Below are 19,703 nucleotides of genomic sequence, written 5' to 3'. Positions count from 1 at the left end.
GACTGCATTTGCACGTGGCCAGACAACGCAAAGAGTTTCACTATCAGGTGGCCCATTGGCTTTGCAGTGCCTATGACCTGATTGTGTTTGAGAACCTGAACATCAAAGGACTGGCTAGAACCCGACTGGCTCAGTCGATTCTGGATATGGCGTGGGGTGCATTTCTGCGTATCCTCGAAGCAGTAGCGGTCAAACGCGGCAAGATAGCGATGGCAGAAAATCCCAACGGTACCAGCCAGGCATGTTCGGGATGTGGTGAACAAGTGCAGAAGGCGCTGGCAGAGCGGGTGCAAAGTGCTCCGCACCGCTGGCGCGACCACTGCCCTCATTGCGGGCTAGAAATAGACCGGGACTGGAATGCAGCACTGAACTTTTGCATCGGGCAGAACGGACGCTGGGACAGGCGTTTGCTGGCTGTGGAGGATACTCGGACACGAGTCCTGTGAAGCAGCAACTCTCATTTGTGAATTTGAGAAGCCCCCGCTACTGCGCAGCTTAGCGGTGGGAGTTGTCACCAACTCTGCATAAGGTCTTGGATGGCCTCTCGAATAAACGCTTCATCCACCGGATTTTGATAGGGATTTCCCGCCCGATGTCCCCAGATAGAAGGGATCCCTTGGAAGAGGGCATTCGGGATCCGCTCGGCTTCCGCCTGACAGTCGGCTGGGGTGAAGTAGAGATCCGTCAGGCTGGGCATGACCAACGTGTGGGCTCGAATCGAAGCCAGGGCAGTTTCGTAGTTACCCTTGTGAACCGGGTTATCGCTGATATCACACCGGATCCAGGTCTCGATCATCGACAGCAAATTATGGGGATCCCGGCGGCGATAACTGGCCTCCCAGGCTTGGGTCAAATAGTCTTCCAAAGTGGCATAGCCTAGCCCTTCGTAGAGCCTCTGGTTAAAAAACGGCTGCGAGGCCGCCCAACTGGCGTAGATATGGGCAAAGGCCCGAAAACCTCGGTCGGGCACTCCCACAAATCGCCGCCCATTCCACATTGGATCCGCCGTCAGGGCCGAGCGCAAACTTTCCAGAAACACCCGATTGTGAACCGTGGTTTTAGCGGTGCCACAGAGGGCCGCGATTCGTTCCACCCGCTCTGGAAACAGGGATCCCCAGTGATAGGCTTGCTGTGCCCCCATCGACCAGCCGTAGATCAAGCGGATCCGCTCGACGCCAAAGTGGTGGGTGAGCAGGCTCTCCTGCAGGCGCACATTGTCCCAGTGGCTGAACCAAAACCCATCTTCTCGGAGGCCACAGGCGGCCTCGTTGCTGGGAGAGGTGGATAGGCCATTGCCCAGCATGTTGGGAATGACAATAAACCAGCGCTCGGGGTTGAGAATCCCATCCGGTCGGATCAACCAGTCGATATCGGGGTGCTGTGCTCCGTAGGAAGTGGGGTAGAGGATGAGGTTATCCCGTTGGGGTGACAGTTGACCATAGGTGGCATAGGCCAGGGTGATCTGGGGCAGGCGGATCCCACAGTGCAGCTCAAAATCCGTCTGGATCCAGGTGGAATAGGTCATGCCAGGAAGTGCCCCACTACCCGTTGATGTACCCGCAGATACCCCGGTTCCAAGTGGGCTAAGTATGGCTGCAGATACTCATGGGCCTTGGCCAAGGCGTGAAAAGGGATCGATGGATAGAGGTGATGCTCGGCGTGATAGGGCATATTCCACATCAAAAACCGAATTGGCCAAAGGGTAAGCGTGGTGCGGGTGTTGGTGAGGGGATCCTCATCCTGACTACAGCCGGTGTGTTCCGCCAGCAAGATGAAGCGCAAAATCGGCTGCCCCACTGCCAAGGGCAACAGCCACCCCAGCACAAATCCCGGATACCCCGACAGGATCGACAGTAGGATCCCGAGGCTATACACCGCCAGTTGCCAACGTACTGAACGGATCACCTCTACCCGGGCCGACTCGGGAATGTAGGGATATCCCTGCAACTGCCCGCTGGCCAAGCGGAAATAGCCCTTGACCTTGCCGATCCACCAGGGGATGCCGCTCAGCTCGAGCAAATAGTCCCGCCCGTTTTGGGGTTTGGCATCCTCCAGCTCAGGATCCTTGCCTGGAATCTGGGTGTAGCGGTGGTGCCACTTGTGGTAACGGCGATAAAAGGTACTGTTATAGAACGACAGCAGGCCCGCCCACCAAGCGACGGCATCGTTGAGCCTCGGGCTGGCAAAGGCGGTGCGGTGTACACATTCATGCAGAGCCGCAAACATCGTCGCCAAACTGGCCCCGTAGACCACCAGGGCTGGCAGCGCGATCCAGCTGTGGGATCCCATCTGGGTTAGCCACAGGCCACCGCTTACCCCCATCACCGCCAGGTGGCCCGCCAGTTGCAACAGTCCGGCTCGGTTGGAGCGGGTATTGAGCTGCTTGAGGCGCTCGACCGGGATCAAGCGCTGCGGATTGAGATGATCTATATCAACCGGAGTTGCCCTGACCGACATAGGTGGCTCTCGTGAGCTGAGAGGAATGGATGGAATCTATCAAATTTCAACGGCTGATTGCCAGAACGAGTGCGCCGACCAGAGGGAGAGCTCTTACCCATGACTACGAGGATCCGGTTGATCCAGCAGGACAGGGGAATTGCGATCCAACCCGGACACAGGGCCACTGCCCGCCAAATCCAAGGGATCCCCTGAGGCTAGAGCCAGCAGATTGGCCCTTAGAACCGACTCCGGTTGCTCCCCAATCGCAGAGCCCAGCAGTTCCCCTTCCCGATCCAAAAACAAAAAATGAGGGATCCCGTTCACCCGATAGCGGCTGAGTTCCGGCAACCATTTCGGGTTATCCACATTCAGCATGACAAAGTTAACGTGTTGGGCAAACTCCTCTTTCAGGCTGGCCAGCACCGGTGCCATCGAGCGACAACTGGTACACCAATCGGCGTAAAACTCCACCAAAGAGGGCTTGGCATTGGCCTGAGCCTCTTCCAGCGGCACACTGCGTTGCACCAGAGCTTCCAGGCTGGTACTGGCACTCCGACTTTGATTGGCCAAAAAGAGTCCCGTTGCCAGAATCACTGCGGCTACAGCAATCAGCCCATTGCGCAGTCGTTTCGCCCAACTTTCGCTCATGCCCAGTCCCTCTTGTCATGTCCAGGTATTGCTCCCAAGGCCAACTTGGCCTCAAAGTCAGGGATCCCTTACCTTTATCCCTCTGCCTTCACCGTTCTAGCATTCAACCCAAGCCTCCCCAACCCGCAGCCCTCCACGACTTTTACGGGTTTGCTCCACAGCTTTACCAACTGCGCTACCCTGCCCCTGGCGATCCGGCTCTGGCTGCCCGCGTGAAAGATCGCTTGGATGCAGCCGGGATCCCGACCCAACTTGACCCAGATCGGGGACTGGATCATAGAGCGTGGAACCCACTCCTCTTGATTTACCCCGCAGCCCAGATCCCGGTGGTGCAGGTGTCGATTCAGCCGCAACGGGATCCCGCCTACCACTATCAGCTGGGGCAAGCCCTGCAACCTTTACGAGAAGAGGGGGTGCTTGTCTTAATTCCCGCGACGAACATTTGCTGCCCCTCTTTGTGGCGGCTGGGGCAGGAGGAGCTCCCTGGCAACAGATCTTCCAGGGGTATATATACCTACGGGGTGCTGAGCATGGCAGCCTTTCGGTTTGGGTGAGCTCCATTGGCTTTGCTCAGGATCCAGGCCATCCTTCAACACAACACCCAGAGAGAAAGGAGAAAGGCAGGGATCCCTGCTGGAGGAGAGGGCCTTGTAAGCGATAATGGGTGCGGCGTTTGCTCTAATGGCTCAGCGATGCGCATCTCCTTGAAGTGGTTGCGAGAACTGGTTGACTTCGAACTTGCACCGGAAGAATTGGGGGAAGCCCTAACCCTGGTGGGATTTGAGGTGGAAGACATCGAAGATCGCCGCACCTGGGCCGATGGGGTCGTGCTGGGCAAGATTCTCAAAGCGGAGCCTCACCCCAACGCTGACAAACTGCAGGTTTGCCAAGTGGATCTGGGGGCTAAGCAGCCTGCCACCATTGTCTGTGGAGCCGCCAACGCCCGCGCTGGGATCCTCGTTGCCGTTGCTACTCCCGGCACCCATTTGCCCGCCATCCACCTCACCATCGAAAAAGCGGAAAAGCGCGGCGTTACCTCTGCCGGCATGATCTGCTCTTTGGCGGAGTTGGGCCTGGAGAAAACCTCGGAAGGGATCCACGAATTTCCCCCCAGTCTGGATTTGCACACTTACCCCTTGGGATCCGATGTGCGCCCTTTGCTGGGCCTAGATGATGTGGTTCTGGATCTCACCTCGACCGCCAATCGTGCCGACGCCCTGAGTATGGTGGGGATTGCCCGCGAAGTGGCTGCCCTCACCCGCAACCCCTTGCACCTGCCCTCTGTTGCTCCTCTCAAGGCCAAACCGATTGCCGGCCTCAGTCTTCAAATTGCCGATGCCAAAGCCTGCCCCGCCTACAGTGGTGTGTTAATCGAGGGGGTAAAAATTGGCCCTTCCCCCGATTGGCTAAAACACCGTCTGGCCGCCGCTGGGATCCGCTCCATCAACAATGTAGTGGATATCACCAACTTGATCCTGCTGGAATGGGGCCAACCGCTCCACGCCTTTGATTGGGATCGCCTGCTGGCGGCGCTGGACAATCCGAAAAAGCCCGCTATCGGAGTGCGCCTTGCCCAGGCTGGAGAAACTCTGAAAACCCTGGATGGCCAAACCCGCACCTTGCAGGCTGAAAGTCATCTGATCACCGCCGCTGACAAACCCGTAGCCCTGGCGGGGGTGATGGGGGGGGAAGAAACCGAGGTCAACCTGGCCACCACCAACATTTTTCTAGAAGCTGCCCTGTTCGACCCTGTGGTGACGCGGCGCTCCGCTCGTTCGCAATCTCTGCGCACAGAGGCTTCTGCCCGTTACGAACGGGGGGTCAATTTTGCCAGCCTGGATCAAGCACGGGATCGGGCGGTGCAGTTGATCCTGGAATGGGCCGGAGGAAAAGTCACCGGCCTCACCTCCTTTGACCAACGCCCCTCCTTAGAACGCACCCTAGAACTGCGCCTGTCTCGGCTGATCGATGTGTTGGGGGATGATGTGCAGGCGGCAGATGTAGAAGAGATCTTGCCTGCTTTGGGCTTTCAACTGTCCCCCTGTGGGGTAGCAAGCAAATCTGATGGGAAGCCCGCCACGCCTGAAACCGAAACGGCGGCGGTGACCCGTTGTGTCTGGCAGGTGAAAGTTCCCCCCTATCGTCTGCGGGATATCGAACGGGAGATTGATTTGATTGAAGAGTTTGCCCGTCTCTACGGCTACGACCGCTTCTCGGAAACCCTACCCCCAGAACCTCAGGTGGGATCCCTTTCGGTGCGGGAATCCCTAACGCGCCAGGTTCGGGAGGTTTTGCGAGGCATTGGCCTGACAGAGCTCTATCACATCTCTCTGTGCCCGGTGGAGCCAAGTCTAGAAGACATTCAGGTGAGAATTGCCAACCCTCTCTCACCCGAATATTCAGCTGTACGGAATGCTCTCCTACCCGGTTTGGTGGAAGCTTTCCGCTACAACTGGGATCAAGGCAATGGCCCGCTGCAAGCTTTTGAAATCGGTCGGGTCTTTGCCCATGCTCTTCCCCTTAGCCCTCACCCCTACCTAGAAGCAGATCACATTGGCGGCATTTTGGGTGGGGATCCCAACCCCAACGACTGGCAGCACCACAACCGACCGATGGACTGGTTCGAGGCCAAAGGGTTGTTGGTCTCAGCCCTAGAACGGTTGGGATTCAGCCCAGAGTTTCGCGTTGACCCCCCAGCCCAGCAGGCGGCAGAGTTACATCCCGGTCGTCAGGCCAGCCTGTGGATCAAGGGATCCCGGATCGGCCTATTTGGGCAGTTGCACCCCCGCCTTTGCCAAGAAAAAGGTCTGCCGGATCACGTGTATGGATTTGAGCTGGAACTGGATCCCTTGCTAGAAGGCATGGAGAAGCGGGGGATTGTGCAATTTCTGCCCTTCTCGCCTTTTCCGGCTTCGGATCGGGATATCGCCTTTTTTGCCCCAGTTGGGCTTTCTGTGGGTGAGTTAGAGCAGGCTATTCGCCAAGCTGGAGGAGCGCTGCTCCAGTCGGTGCAATTGTTTGATGAATATCGTGGCCCAGGAGTGCCTGAGGGTCAGCGCAGCCTAGCGTTCCGTTTGGTATATCGTGCGCCGGATCGCACCCTCACCGACGCTGAAGTGGAAACCGCCCAAAGCCAGGTGAGAACCCAATTGGAAAAACAATTCCAGGTCACCTTACGAAGTTAGTTCCCCTGCTCTAAGGGATCCCTTTTGGCAAACTCACTTGAGACTAACCCCTGATGTAATTCACATCACAGCTCAGCCTTGACTTGCATCACTTCGATTCTCTCCTGCCTTTTCTATCGTAAGGACATGCGCTGAGGAAAGGTGTACTCCCCCTACAACCTCAAGGAGAAGTGATCATGGCTAACTATAGCAAAAAGGCTTGGGATTCCGCTGAAGAACTGCGTCCTGCTGGCCTAAATCAAGATGAATTGACGGATGATGAACTGGAAACGGTAGCCGGAGGATTTTCATAGATTTCCGCCAGGATCCCTCCGAGATGTTTACGAACCCAGCCAAAAGTCAGCGTTTTACCCTGCGCTGCTGTCAGAGCAGAGGCGTCATCAGTCGCTGAGTGCAATCAACCTTGAGTAGGAACTGGCCTACAAAAAAAAGGATCCACTGTTGTGGATCCCTAAGAAGATTAGCAAAGTCAATCAAGCGATCAGAAGTTGAAGACGGCCCGCAGAGCGCCCACACCAATGGTTGGGTCGTTGTCGCCCGGCAGAGCACCGTTGGGGTTGCTCACGAAGTAAGCGGCTGGGGTCAAGGTCAGGTATTCGTTCACCGGGAAGCTGTAGTAAACATCCACGATGAAAGGACGGCTATCCCAGACACCATCGTTGCTGGTGGTTACAATCGGCTGACCAAAGACCACACCACCCTGAGCTCCTTCAATGAACAGATCCGGGAAGGCAAAGCCAAACAGGAATCCGTTGAAGTCTTCATCGCCAGGATCGATGGTACCGGCGGGAACCACGTTGGGCAAATTGTAATCGATGTTACCAGTGGTGAACCAGCCAGACAGAATGATGCGGGGGCTAAGCTCCCAGTTGGCGGCCACAGAGAAGGCATTCACGCGAGCAGAGTGAGACACATCGGTGACACTCAAGGGCCCACGGAAGAGGGAAGTGCCGTTGGCCAAGAAGCTGGGATCCCCATTTTGTAAATAGGTGGTGGCAAACTGCAGATACAACTCCAGGGTTTCCGTCGGCAAGAAGCCTAGCTCAACCGCATGGGCACTATCGCCACCCGTCAAACCAGAGTCGCCAAAGCCATTGCCCAGGCGTTGCCCATTTCTGGTGCTGTAGCTATAGGCCAGACGGAACTGGTCACCAGGGCGGAAGCGGAAGCCAAACATCGTACCACCCGGCACGTCAGCGGTGGAGTTGGGGGCATCGGCGAAGTCCGACAAGGCATCGAAGGGAGTGCCGTAGTTGAACACATCGAACACGCCCGAGCCAGAGATACCGGCGTAGATGGTTGCGGCATTATTGAAAGCCGGGAACTGATAGATCAACTTGGCCAGGGTGAAGGTGCCACCGCCACCGCCACCGAAACCAGGGCCAGGGTCGCCATCAAAGAACTCGGTCACAGCATCACGGGCTTGCAAACGAATCCGCAACCGATCCCGCCCGGTGAAGGAGGCATCGAAGTTCAAGCGCACCCGGTAGGGCAGGGTCATGTTGGCTTGGTCTTGCTCAGCAACCGTTACACCATCCACAATTCGGTCATCGGTGAGGGCACTGCCGTAAATGGCGGTGATCACTTGGGCATTCAACTTGGTGACGGGGTTGAAGACTTTCCCCTTCAGGTCGGTGACGTCGGCTTCCAGAGCATCCACACGACCGCGCAGGGCAGCCAGTTCAGCGGCAAATTCCTCTTGTAGGCGCTGCAGGGTGGCCAAGTCTTCCCGAGACACTTTGTCGGCCAAGCCAGCAGCAATCAGCTCATTGATGCGATCCAAACAGGCATTCATACCAGCGGCAAACTCGAAGCGGGTCATGGCCCGGTTGCCACGGTAGGTGCGATCAGGGTAACCAGCAATACAGCCGTAGCGCTCCACCAAAGATTGCAGAGCTTGGAATGCCCAGTCGGTCGGCTGTACGTCAGAAAGCTCAGAAATAGCAGTGACCGGCCCAGAAGCTTGGGCATAGGCCATTCCAGGGGTCAAGACTGCTGCTGCACCCAGGGTGCCAGCCAACAGAGTCTTCCAGTAATTCGCGTGTTTCGCGGGCATGTTTCTCTCCTTGTTCTTTTCCTCACACCTGTTTGGCTGTAGCGATGCCTTCTAAAAGCAACAAACTGCCTAACTCAAGAATGAGCCTGACAATTGCGGACTCTGGAAAAACATGATACAGCCATAATCCATATCGTCTACCACTTTACACACTTTCTGCGTGAGACTCAATGCGAGACCCAACAGCGGTAGATGATCCAGGCCCAATATCCATTACTCTACATCAGGGATCCAGCCCTGGCTAGCAGTGGATCCCCTGTGAGGCTGTAAAAGGGGCTGATTTGCGCTCTAAAGGTGGGATCCAGAGGGTGTGGCTGCGGGGACTCGCAGGTCGGAATCCCCCTGGTGACAGACCTAGTAATACTTCTTATCCCCGCTCGGGTAGAAGGGGCTGATAAACTGCAGGAGAATACTTGGCCTTTTTCACAAGCTCTGAACCATTATGAGTCCTAGCCTGCAAGCCGCTCAAACTCAGGCGCGAGTGCCTACTGAAACGATCCTGACACCGCGCTTTTACACCACCGATTTCGAGGCCATTGGCAAGATGGGATTGGGGGATCGAGAGGCGGACTTCCACGCCATGCTGGAGGAGTTTCGCGCCGATTACAACCGCCATCACTTCATCCGCGGCGAAGAGTTTGCTCAGGATTGGGAAAGCCAACTGGATCCACGAGCGCGACAGTTGTTTGTGGAATTTCTGGAGCGCTCCTGCACCGCTGAGTTCTCGGGCTTTCTCCTTTACAAGGAGCTGTCTCGCAAGCTAAAGGAAACCAACCCCACCTTGGCTGAGTGCTTTGCCTTGATGAGCCGCGACGAGGCCCGCCATGCTGGCTTCCTGAACCGGGCTATGGGAGACTTCAACCTGGCGCTGGATCTGAGTTTTCTGACCAAAAACAAGGCTTACACCTACTTCGCGCCCCGCTTTATCTTCTACGCGACCTATCTCTCGGAGAAGATCGGTTACTGGCGTTACATCCTCATCTACCGCCACCTGGAAGCCCACCCCGAAGACCGCATTTACCCGATCTTCAACTTCTTTAAGAACTGGTGCCAGGACGAGAACCGCCACGGCGACTTCTTTATGCTGATGCTCTCCAGCCAGCCGCAGCTACTCAAGGGGTGGATCGCTAAGCTGTGGTGCCGCTTCTTTTTGCTGTCGGTGTTTGCCACCATGTACCTCAACGATGTCGGTGAGCGCCCCGATTTCTACCGCCTGATTGGCTTGGATCCCCATGCCTATGATATGGAAGTGATCTACAAAACCAACCGGGAAGCGGCCAAGGTGTTTCCGGTGGTGCTGGATGTGGAAAACCCCGAATTTGTCCAGCGGTTGCAACGGTGTGTGGCCAACAATGCCAAGCTAAGGGAGATTGCCCAAGGTTCTGGATCCCTGAAAGGGTTGCGCAAACTGCCCCTCTACTTGGCCAATGGCTATCAATTCTTGCGGCTCTTCTTGCTCAAGACTCGGCCTGCCGGGATCCATTTGTGGGAACAGCCTGAACCCCAGCCACAAGGGGCTACCGTTCCTGCCTGAGCCGCTCTCAATTCCAGCTCAACAATAGACAGACCATGAACATTGCCACCGAGATTACCCCCCTGTTTTTGTTAGCAACGCTGGCGTTTTTGGGTTGGGGATTCTGGCGTGCCCGCAAGCGGGGATCCGTTGCTGTCTGGGTTTGGCTGCAGGGATCCCTACTGTTGCTGCCGTGGGTGGCCTTTCTGGGGTTGCTGCTGTTTGGGATCTATCTCAACTTTGCCGGGTTCTTGTTGTTGCTGCTGGTCTTTACGGGGCTCTACATTGCTGTTGGGCGCAAGGCACGGCAATTGGCCAACCAAGAGCTACAAGCCCGCCGTGAACAGCTGGCCCGGCAAATGGAGGGACAGCCAGACTCCTTAGGCTCTTTGCAAGAAGCACCGCCAGAACCCAGCATCGGCACCTCAGAGGCAGCACTCCATCGTCTTTCTGCCGAGGACTTACAGGCGATTCAGTCCATTTTCAGTATTGATACTTTTTTTGCCACGGAGACCATTCCCTACGGGGAAGGAGCGATCTTCAAGGGCAACCTGCGCCAGGATCCAGAGGTGGTTTTACCCCTATTGCTCAACAAGTTAAAGGAGCGGGTGGGGGATCGTTACCAGCTGTTTTTGGTGGAGGATCCCTCGGAAAAGCCGGCGGTGGTGGTGCTGCCGGATGAGATTGTCAACTACCGGGCTTCTACAGGAGCCAAGATTCTGGCAGGGGCGCTGCTGTTCTTTAGCTTTCTTGCCACGTTGGAGGTGGGGGCCAATTTGTTTGGCTTCCGCCTGCTGGATGCGCCGGGCCGTTGGGTGGAGGCTTTGCCGGTATCCGTCGGCATCCTGGCCACTTTGCTGATGCATGAGGCGGGTCACCGCTGGATGGCGGGTAAGTATGGGGTGCGGCTCAGCCCTGCTTTTGTCATTCCCAGTTTTGGCATTGGTACGCTGGGATCCCTGAATCGGATTGAATCGCCGGTTCCCAATCGCAAGGCCCTGTTCGATATTGCCTTTGCTGGGCCCGCAGCGGGTGGGCTGATTTCGCTGCTGGTGTTGCTGGTGGGGTTGGTGCTGTCCGGTTCGGCGGGCTTGTATGTGCCCACGGATCTGTTTCGCAGCTCGATTTTGGTGGGAACCCTGGCGCGCTTGGTCTTGGGGAGTGAGTTTCAATCGGAGGTGATCGCCATTCACCCGCTGGTGGCGGTGGGGTGGATTGGTCTTGGGATCACAGCTTTGAGTCTGCTGCCGGCTGGTCAATTGGATGGCGGAAGGATTGTGCAGGCGGTGTATGGGCGGAAGACAGCGGCCCGGGCCACTTTCATCACCCTGATTGCATTGGCGGTGGCATCTTTTAGCAATGTTTTGGCTTTGTACTGGGCCTTGTTGATCTTGTTTATTGCCCGTGAGCCGGAGCGCCCACCCCAGGATGAGATCAGCGAAACCGATGGACAACGGGACGCTTTGGCCTTGCTGGCTTTGTTTTTGATGGTGATGACCCTGTTGCCGATTGCACCGGCTTTGGCGGGCTTCCTCAATTTCCCCAATGGGTAGCTCGATGGGGGTGTATAAGTTTCCTCGCATGACTCGGGAGGAGATTGGGGAGATGTTTACAACGGAAGATTTAAGGCAAACCCGCTTTTACCAAGATGTGATTCAAGAAGGAATCCAACAGGGGATCCAGCAAGGACAAGCAGAACTCACTCTAAATCTATTGCGTCGCAAGTTTGGGTCTTTGTCTCCTGCCCAAGAAACTCAACTGAGGCAGCTACCGGTTGCTGATTTGCAAAGCCTAGCCGAGGCACTTCTGGAGTGGAGCTGCCCTGAGGATTTGGAAACCTGGCTCCAGCATGGCCGCTAAAGAGGGGAAAGGCTTTGGAAAATCACCGGATCCCAAGGGATCCCCATCGCTTTCAAGGGTGCTCCGTACCTCACGTAGCCAGATTGAGTCTGTTTTGGCACGGGCCGTTCAACACCATCAGGCAGGGCAACTGCTTCAGGCTATCCCTCTCTACGAGTGGATTTTGGAAAAGTGCCCCAACCATCCAGAGGTGCTGCATCTGTTGGGGGTTTGTCGGCAACAACAGGGATCCCTGGATAGCGCCATTCAATTGATCCGTCGAGCCCTCACCCAGCAACCCCAATTTCCCGATGCCCACTTCAATTTGGGGATCGCCCTCAAGCAAGCGGGTCGGCTGACTGAGGCAGAGACCCACTTTCGGCAAGCCCTCAAGCAAGGGGGGCCGGATCCAGAGGTGCTTTACCAGCTGGGGTTGGTGTTGCGGCAGCAGGGGCAGTTGGAAGCGGCACGGGATCCCTTGGCACAAGCCCTTGCTCTCCAGCCAGAGTTTGCTGATGCTGCCTATACGTTGGCGATTGTCTTGCGGGACTGCGGCCAAGAAACAGAAGCAGCCCAACTGTTTGAGCAACTCTGGCAGCGGGATCCCGCCGATTTGGCGGCGGGGTTGGGATGGTGTGTGAGCCAGTTGCCGCTTGTGTATGAAACAGAAGATCAAATCTGGACAGCCCGGGAGCAGTACCGTCAGGCTCTCCTACGGGTAAAAGGGACATTGGAACCCCTGCTGCGGGATCCCCGCCTACGGGAACGGGCTGCCGCCGGGATCGGCTCGGTACAACCCTTTTTCCTGCCCTACCAAGGCCAGAATGACCGCGATCTGCAACAGATGTATGGATCCCTGATTCATGGGGTGATGGCCGCCCGCTATCCCCACCCCCCCACCCCAAAGCCCCGCTCCCCAGACAAGCTGCGGGTGGGCATCGTTTCTGGCCTATTTCGGGATCACTCGGTGTGGAAGATCCTCACCCGCGGTTGGGTGGAAGCTCTGGATCGAAGCCAGTTTGCCCTCTACGGCTTTCACACCTCCGACATTGAGGATGAAATCACCCAAGCTCTGCCACAGCGGCTGGATGGCTTTGTGAGTGGATCCCGTAGTTTCGAGGACTGGCAAACTCAAATTCGCTCGGCTCAGTTGGATGTGATCCTCTACCCAGAGGTCGGGATCGACCCGATGGCGGCGCGGTTGGCAACGCTGCGGCTGGCACCCGTGCAAGCCCTGTCCTGGGGACACCCCCAAACCTCCGGCCTACCCAGCCTGGATGTGTTCTTGAGCAGTGAGGGCATGGAGCCAGCGGATGGGGCCAGTCACTACTGTGAGCAGATGCTCCCCCTGCCTGGGATCGGTACCTACTACGTGCCTGTGGAGACAGCCCCGGCCTCGGTGAACTGGGAGTCCTGGGGTGTGGATCCGGACAAGGTACTCTACCTTTGTGCGCAATCGCTGTTCAAATACTTACCTCAGTACGACTGCGTTTTCCCCCGCATCGCTGTTGCAGTGAAAGACTGTCAATTTTTGTTTTTGCGAGGGCGATTTTCCCAAGGGATCCGGGAGCGCTTTTGGCAGCGGATGCGACGTGCCTTTCAAGCCTACGGTCTGGCCGCCGAAGAGTATGTGCTGCTGTTGCCGGAACTCTCGCCCCCAGAATATGCCGCCTACAATGCCCTAGGGGATATCTACCTGGATAGCATCGGTTGGTCGGGCGGAAACACCACCCTGGAAGCCTTGCCCCATGGACTACCAATCGTCACCCTGCCGGGATCCCTGATGCGAGGCCGCCATACCTACGCCATTTTGCAGCAACTGGGGATCCAGGAGACCATCGCCCACGGCCTTGAGGAATACATCCAAATGGCCAGCCGTTTGGGCTTGGATGAGCAGTGGCGAAAGCAGATGGGTCAGCAGGTGGAAGCCCGCCAAGAGTGCGTCTACCGGGATCCCGCGCCGATCCGGGCCCTCGAGCAATGGTTGCTCAGGCTGAAGTGTTGACAACCTGTTGGCAACCTGTGAAAACCCCATTGGGGGATCCATTTTGTATCAAAGTTTCTGGTTTTAGTGAAGGATTGATAAGCATCCTCAGGAAATCTGGCGTGAGCTCGATAGAATTACTTTATATTGTTTATATTGCCTCAAGATGCTTTGCCAGCAAAGAAAGTGAGCAGTTGCATTTGAGGTTTTGTTCTGTTGGCGTGTTCAATTTCTAACGTTTTGAGGGCTCGGGATCGCTCGTAAGAGATGTAGAGTTCGATGCCTAATCTGAGGCATGCTACCGGAACACAATTGGCATGATTTGCATTAGGAGCCTTGACTGATGAACCCAACCCCTCGGTCTCTGTACCTCAGCCTGAGCTTGGTTCTCGCCACCTCCCTCTTCGCCTGTGCCCCACAATCTCAGCAGCCGGATACTCCAGGGGCAAGACAACGGGTCACCATTTTCGGTGCGTTTGTGGAGGAAGATGCCCGGCGTTTTGAAGCCTCGATGCGACCTTTTGAGGAACGGACTGGCATTCAGGTGGACTATGAAGGTTCGGGTGACTTTGAAACTCTGATTACGGTGCGGATGGAAGGAGGGGATCCCCCAGATATTATTGCCTTTCCCCAGCCGGGTCTGATGATGGAGTATGCCCGCGAGGGGCGCTTGGTGGATCTGAGCGAAGTGATCGATAGCCAACAACTGAGCCAAGGGTATCGTTCCTTCTGGTTGGAGCTAGGCACCGTCGATGACACGCTGGTGGGGGTGTGGTACCGTGCTTCGGTCAAGAGCTTGGTTTGGTATCCGGTGCCCCAGTTTGAAGAAGCGGGCTATGAAATCCCGGAAACTTGGGATGAGCTGTTGGCCTTGTCTGACCAAATTGTGGCGGATGGGGGCACCCCCTGGTGCATCGGCATTGAGAGTAGCGGTGCGACCGGCTGGGTGGGGACTGATTGGATCGAGGACATTTTGCTGCGCACCTCTGGCCCGGAGGTCTATGACCAATGGGTACGCAACGAGATCCCCTTCAACGATCCACGGGTAAAAGAAGCTTTTGAGAAAATGGGTGAAATTTGGCTCAATCCTGACTATGTGTTGGGGGGCACGGTAGGCATTCTCACCACACCCTTTGGGGATGCCGCCAACCCGATGTTTGAGGATCCCCCGGGTTGTTATCTGCATCGTCAGGCCAGCTTTTTGCCCGTGTTTCTGCCGCCAGAAGTGGAGCCGGGCCGCGATATCGACTTCTTTTATTTACCACCGATCAACCCCGAGCATGGCCGCCCCGTCATGGGAGCTGGGGATGTGATGTCGATGGTGAACGACCGACCGGAAGTGCGTCAGGTGATGGAATACCTGGCCACCGCAGAAGCCGGACGAGCCTGGGCCGAGGCGGGGGGCTTTCTTTCTCCCCACAATGACGCTGATCTGGACTGGTACCCGGACGATCTCACCCGTGCGCAGGCAGAACTGTTGCGGGATGCCGACACCTTCCGTTTCGATGGCTCCGACATGATGCCAGGGGCTGTGGGTACAGGCACCTTCTGGACCGGGATTGTGGACTACATCAGTGGGCGGGATTTGGACACTGTGCTGCTGGAGATCGAGCGCAGCTGGCCCCGAGACTAGCAGTGTTGGGCTCAGAGCTGAAAAGACTGAATGAAATTGGGAGAACAGAATCACATGCAAGGGGCAAGCGCCGCTGAAGAGGGCGGCCTATTGGACAGTCAACCGGCACGTATTCTACGCCCTATTTTGGGGTTGATCGCCATTGTTGCTGCCTTTGGCTGGAGTACCGGCTTCATGCGGGATCCGAATGCGCCCGCCTGGCAGTTGCTGTTGGTGGCCTTGGCCGTTGGCGTGCTCGGGGTTTGGACGCTCTTCTTCTTGGCCAACGATCTGGTGTCGCGCTTTCCACGGGTATGGGCGGAGCGGATCCGTCCCTACATTTTTGTGGGGCCAGCTCTGTTGCTCCTGTTTGCTTACCTGATCTTTCCCACAATTCAAACCCTGTATTTCAGCTTCTTGGACGCCCGTTCGCAGCGCTGGGTTGGTTGGCAAAACTACCAGTTTGCCTTTACCGACCGCACCATGTTGATCGCTTTTCGCAACAACCTGCTTTGGTTGCTGTTGGTAACGGGGATCAGTGTGTCGCTGGGGTTGATCATTGCCGTGTTAGTGGATCGGGTGCGTTGGGAGCCACTGGCCAAGTCGTTGATTTTTTTGCCGATGGCGATCTCGTTTGTGGGAGCGAGCGTGATCTGGCGCTTTGTGTATGCTTTTCAACCGCCGGGGCGACCGCAGATCGGCCTGCTCAATGCCATTTGGACCCGCTTAGGCGGGGACCCGATCGGCTGGCTACAAACTCAGCCCCTGAATACTCTGGCCTTGATCGTGATCATGATCTGGCTGCAGACGGGCTTTTGCATGGTGATTCTGTCGGCAGCGGTGAAATCCGTGCCCAGTGAACTCCTGGAGGCCGCCCGCATTGATGGGGCTAATGAGATCGAGATTTTCTTTCAGGTGATTCTCCCCTATGTCAGCAAAACCATCATGACGGTGGCCACCACAGTGGTGATTCTGGTACTGAAGGTGTTCGATATCGTCTACGTCATGACCAGTGGTCAGTTTGGCACGGAGGTGATCGCCAACCGTATGTATTCCGAGATGTTCCGCTTCCGCCACTTTGGACGGGGCAGTGCCCTGGCGGTGATCCTGTTGATCGCGGTGATCCCGGTGATGATCGGCAACATTCGCAGTTGGCGACGTGCCCAGTAGCTTTCTCTGCAACGCTTTTTTTATTTAATTCAAATCTTATTCAAACTCCTTTCCCTTTCAGCCTTTGCCCGCCATGAAGCAAGCCACTTCCGCTCACCCAGCCCATTCTTCGGCTCTACAACGCTGGATGCAAGGGATCCCGTTGCGGGCCTTGATCCTGTTCCTTTGTTTTCTGTGGACCTTGCCGACAGCAGGGTTGTTGATCAGCTCGTTTCGGCAGCGCAGCGCCATTATCAGCTCCGGTTGGTGGACGGTGTTTGCCCATCCCTTTGAGTTCACCCAATGGACCCTGGAGAATTACCAGTCGGTGCTCACCTCCGATGGCATGGGACGAGCCTTTTTGAATAGCCTGCTGGTGTCGATCCCGGCCACCGTGATCCCGATTACCATCGCGGCTTTTGCCGCCTATGCCCTCGCCTGGATGCAGTTTCCAGGGCGGCAGTGGATTCTTGCCGGGATTGTCGCCTTGATGGTGGTGCCTCTCCAGATGTCGTTGATTCCGATGCTGCGGATTTATACCCAACTGGGTTTGAACGGCACGTTTTTGGGGATTTGGCTGGCCCACACAGGGTTTGGCTTGCCTTTGGCCATCTATTTGTTGCACAGCTCGATTGCTGGCTTACCAAAGGAGATCATCGAGTCGGCAGCCGTGGATGGGGCGGGGCATTTTTCCACGTTTAGTCGCTTGGTGGTGCCCCTGTCTTTGCCGGCCATCGCTTCCTTCGCCATTTTTCAGTTTCTCTGGACCTGGAATGACCTGTTGGTGGCGTTGGTGTTTTTGGGAACCCGACCGGATGTGGCGGTGGTCACGGCACGGTTGTCGGAGTTGGTGGGATCCCGTGGGCAAGATTGGCCGATCCTGACGGCGGGAGCTTTCATCACGATGGTGATTCCGTTGTTGGTGTTTTTCTCGCTGCAACGCTACTTTGTGCGCGGTCTGTTGGCAGGTTCGGTGAAGGGATAAAGGGCGAATGTAGCGCTCCCATCTTGAAGGGATCCCGGACGAATGGCAGGATGAGCTCGGTTGGATTGCCGTTCGCACCACGAGCCGAAGGTTGAGTGTGGCCGATGTCTGCTGACCCTTCCCCCAGTCAGTCCCTTGCGCTTGAGCAGGAACTGCCCGCTCCGTTACCACCGCTTTCGGTTCGTCTTAAAGAGATCGCTGCGGTGTTTCTCAGGCTGGGCTTTCTTGGGTTTGGTGGCCCGCAAGCCCATATCGCCATGCAGAACGATGAGGCGGTAACCCGACGCGGCTGGATGAGCCAGGAACAATTTACAGAAGGGGTGGGCCTGTGTGAACTGTTGCCAGGGCCAGCTTCTACCCAAATGGGGATCTACATCGGCTATGTGCGAGCGGGTTGGGCGGGGGCTGTGTTGGCGGGCTTTTGCTTTATTGCCCCGGCCTTTGTGATCGAGGTGATGTTTTCTTGGCTGTACTTTCGCTTTCAGAAGGTGCCGCAGCTACAGGGGGTGTTTTTTGGGGTGGCCCCGGTGGTGATCGCTATTATCCTGGCCTTTTGCTGGAAACTGGGCCGGAAAGCGGTGAAGGATTGGAGCCGCGGGCTAATCGCGGTGGCGGCTTTTGTGCTGCTGCTGCTGGCGGGCGTGAATATCCTGCTGCTGTTTGCTCTGGCGGCTGCGGTGGGGCTGGTGCTGTATGGGCCCCGTCGTCCTTGGCCAGGGATCCCCGGTTTGCTCCCTTGGCCGCTGCTGAGTTTAGCCCAGACGGTGGTGGCTACGGTTCCGCCCGAAACCCTGACCCTAAGCAGTTTTTGGGGCCTAGAGCGCATTGGTACCTACTTTTGGCCGATGACCCTGTTTTTCCTGAAGGTGGGGAGCGCCATTTTTGGGGGGGGCTTGGTGATCATCCCTTTCATCGCCGAGGAGGTGGTGGAGCAGTTGCGCTGGTTGACACCGGCGGAGTTTTTGGATGGGGTGGCAATTGGGCAATTTACCCCTGGCCCGGTAGTGCTGACGGCAGCCTTTATCGGCTACAAGGTGGCGGGGGTGCTGGGGGCGCTGACGGCAACAGTGGCGATTTTTGCCCCTTCTTTTGCCTTTATTCTGCTGGCGGCTCCGGTTTTGTTACGGATACGGCGCAATGCTTGGGCCAAGGGATCCCTGCAGGCGATGACTCCGACGGCTCTGGGGGCGATTGCGGCGGCCACGATTCCGTTGGCACAAAATGCTTTGCTCCAGGACACCCCTCTGGCTTCGCTGCTGGCTCTCCTGATTGGCGGAGCAGCGTTGGTGGGGTTGATGCACTTTAAGCTACCCACCTGGCTGTTGGTGTTGGCGGGAGGAGGGGTAGGCTGGCTGGTGGGAGGGCTGGTGACCTAAGGCAGTGGGTTAGATTGCAGAAGACTTTGTTGGCAGGACAATGCCACAGAGAATGCCCATCACTTGCTCTAGCTCCGCCGGGATCCGGTAGAGGTTGAGATCCTGCAGGATGTGGTGTTCCCGTCGTTGGTAGAGACAAAATTGCCAGATATCGCCAGTGGTTACGGCTCCGTATAGGGTGGGGATCCCTGACAGTTGCCCCCGTTGCTCCAGCCACAGATCGAAAGCAATCAACTCAACCGCCAGTTGTGTGATACCACGGCTGAGATCCGCCCCCTTGGCCTCGATCACGATCATCTGCTGCTCCCCGCGCAGGAGATAGTCCACCTCCCCCTTCAAAAAGCGATTCACCTCAATGCCGTATTCAATGCTCAGTTGTAGGGGTAAGCATTCCAGTAACTTGGTCAGAACCGGGCTGATCAACAGTTCCCGCCGCGCCATCTCGCTGGTGAGAGCGGCTTTCGGCAAGTATTGCAACATACTCTGGTGTAGAGTAGCAGCCCCCACCGCCAAAGACTCCGGCAAAGCATAGGGCAAATCTTGCAAATAGCGCCGTTCCAGAGTGACGGAGAGTTCAGCCAAAATATCCGCCGGATCAAAGCGCAGCTCAAAATACTGAGAAAAAGTGTAGGAACGTTCTGGATCCAAAATGGGCGGCATTGTCGGGGATCCCTCTCTCCTCGTCCCTCCTGTCCTTACCTTAGCTTGAACATACTCCTGATTGACACTCCCCCGGTTAGAAACCGGGGGATTCTCCCTTCTAGCCCCTTGCAACCTTAGACTGCAAGGTATTCATGGAGTTCAGGGGATTGCCAAATACCCCATCCCCTGAGCCGACCCTACCTATTACGGGCAGGGCTTCTTTTAGACTCAAAGGACACGAAAACCCGTCCCACTGGGCAATGTTCATGACGCTC

General features: G+C 56.6%; 15 protein-coding genes and 1 pseudogene. 11 read left to right on the top strand and 5 right to left on the bottom strand.

Translation table 11 applies throughout. The annotated features are described in order from the left end of the window. Positions 1 to 499: pseudogene (locus tag JX360_RS15465) on the top strand (RNA-guided endonuclease InsQ/TnpB family protein); the annotation flags it as partial. Positions 500 to 511: 12 nt separating this feature from the next. Here the strand turns inward: JX360_RS15465 and JX360_RS15460 are convergent. The 3 genes from JX360_RS15460 to JX360_RS15450 form a co-directional block, all read right to left on the bottom strand. After that, positions 512 to 1,525 carry an alpha/beta fold hydrolase gene (locus tag JX360_RS15460; protein ID WP_244352725.1) on the bottom strand — a complete coding sequence of 338 codons (1,014 nt, stop codon included), beginning with the start codon at positions 1,523 to 1,525 and terminating at the stop codon, positions 512 to 514. After that, positions 1,522 to 2,457, bottom strand: coding sequence for a fatty acid desaturase family protein (locus tag JX360_RS15455; RefSeq protein ID WP_244352723.1), 936 nt, complete (start codon positions 2,455 to 2,457; stop codon positions 1,522 to 1,524). The genes JX360_RS15460 and JX360_RS15455 overlap by 4 nt, the downstream gene beginning before the upstream one ends. A gap of 93 nt (positions 2,458 to 2,550) precedes the next feature. Further along, the gene (locus tag JX360_RS15450; protein ID WP_244352721.1) at positions 2,551 to 3,087 is read right to left on the bottom strand and encodes a thioredoxin domain-containing protein; all 537 of its coding nucleotides are present in this window, start codon (positions 3,085 to 3,087) and stop codon (positions 2,551 to 2,553) included. A gap of 17 nt (positions 3,088 to 3,104) precedes the next feature. Between JX360_RS15450 and JX360_RS15445 the strand changes: the two genes are divergently transcribed. Then, entirely contained in the window at positions 3,105 to 3,641 is a 537-nt protein-coding gene (locus tag JX360_RS15445; protein WP_244352712.1) for a DODA-type extradiol aromatic ring-opening family dioxygenase, read from the top strand. A gap of 138 nt (positions 3,642 to 3,779) precedes the next feature. Continuing rightward, positions 3,780 to 6,272, top strand: coding sequence for a phenylalanine--tRNA ligase subunit beta (pheT, locus tag JX360_RS15440; RefSeq protein WP_244352710.1), 2,493 nt, complete (start codon positions 3,780 to 3,782; stop codon positions 6,270 to 6,272). A 481-nt stretch (positions 6,273 to 6,753) separates the two neighbouring features. On the opposite strand, the gene JX360_RS15435 is transcribed toward pheT, so the two are convergent. Further along, positions 6,754 to 8,328 (bottom strand): iron uptake porin, encoded by a 1,575-nt coding sequence (locus JX360_RS15435; RefSeq protein ID WP_244352708.1) that lies wholly within the window; start codon positions 8,326 to 8,328, stop codon positions 6,754 to 6,756. Positions 8,329 to 8,770: 442 nt separating this feature from the next. Between JX360_RS15435 and acsF the strand changes: the two genes are divergently transcribed. The 8 genes from acsF (at position 8,771) to chrA (ending at position 18,786) form a co-directional block, all read left to right on the top strand. Beyond that, on the top strand, positions 8,771 to 9,862 hold the full coding sequence (gene acsF / locus JX360_RS15430) for a magnesium-protoporphyrin IX monomethyl ester (oxidative) cyclase (RefSeq protein WP_244352706.1): 1,092 nt from the start codon (positions 8,771 to 8,773) through the stop codon (positions 9,860 to 9,862). Positions 9,863 to 9,897: 35 nt separating this feature from the next. Next, entirely contained in the window at positions 9,898 to 11,394 is a 1,497-nt protein-coding gene (locus JX360_RS15425) for a site-2 protease family protein (protein WP_244352703.1), read from the top strand. A 52-nt stretch (positions 11,395 to 11,446) separates the two neighbouring features. Continuing rightward, complete coding sequence (locus JX360_RS15420; RefSeq protein WP_244352701.1) at positions 11,447 to 11,701, top strand: DUF4351 domain-containing protein; 255 nt, start codon at positions 11,447 to 11,449, stop codon at positions 11,699 to 11,701. Further along, positions 11,691 to 13,685 carry an O-linked N-acetylglucosamine transferase, SPINDLY family protein gene (locus tag JX360_RS15415; RefSeq protein WP_244352699.1) on the top strand — a complete coding sequence of 665 codons (1,995 nt, stop codon included), beginning with the start codon at positions 11,691 to 11,693 and terminating at the stop codon, positions 13,683 to 13,685. The genes JX360_RS15420 and JX360_RS15415 overlap by 11 nt, the downstream gene beginning before the upstream one ends. A 322-nt stretch (positions 13,686 to 14,007) precedes the next feature. Next, positions 14,008 to 15,297, top strand: a complete 1,290-nt coding sequence (locus tag JX360_RS15410; RefSeq protein ID WP_244352697.1) for an ABC transporter substrate-binding protein — start codon at positions 14,008 to 14,010, stop codon at positions 15,295 to 15,297. A gap of 174 nt (positions 15,298 to 15,471) precedes the next feature. After that, the gene (locus tag JX360_RS15405; RefSeq protein ID WP_425244424.1) at positions 15,472 to 16,446 is read left to right on the top strand and encodes a carbohydrate ABC transporter permease; all 975 of its coding nucleotides are present in this window, start codon (positions 15,472 to 15,474) and stop codon (positions 16,444 to 16,446) included. 127 nt (positions 16,447 to 16,573) lie between these two features. Beyond that, the gene (locus JX360_RS15400) at positions 16,574 to 17,410 is read left to right on the top strand and encodes a carbohydrate ABC transporter permease (RefSeq protein ID WP_425244423.1); all 837 of its coding nucleotides are present in this window, start codon (positions 16,574 to 16,576) and stop codon (positions 17,408 to 17,410) included. Positions 17,411 to 17,514: 104 nt separating this feature from the next. Continuing rightward, entirely contained in the window at positions 17,515 to 18,786 is a 1,272-nt protein-coding gene (gene chrA / locus JX360_RS15395; protein ID WP_244352685.1) for a chromate efflux transporter, read from the top strand. 9 nt (positions 18,787 to 18,795) lie between these two features. On the opposite strand, the gene JX360_RS15390 is transcribed toward chrA, so the two are convergent. Beyond that, positions 18,796 to 19,446, bottom strand: a complete 651-nt coding sequence (locus tag JX360_RS15390; RefSeq protein ID WP_244352683.1) for a hypothetical protein — start codon at positions 19,444 to 19,446, stop codon at positions 18,796 to 18,798. Positions 19,447 to 19,703 lie beyond the last annotated feature (257 nt).

This window comes from Thermostichus vulcanus str. 'Rupite', assembly GCF_022848905.1.
In the GTDB taxonomy this organism is placed as follows: domain Bacteria; phylum Cyanobacteriota; class Cyanobacteriia; order Thermostichales; family Thermostichaceae; genus Thermostichus; species Thermostichus vulcanus_A.
This window is presented reverse-complemented; position numbering and strand designations above follow the sequence as displayed.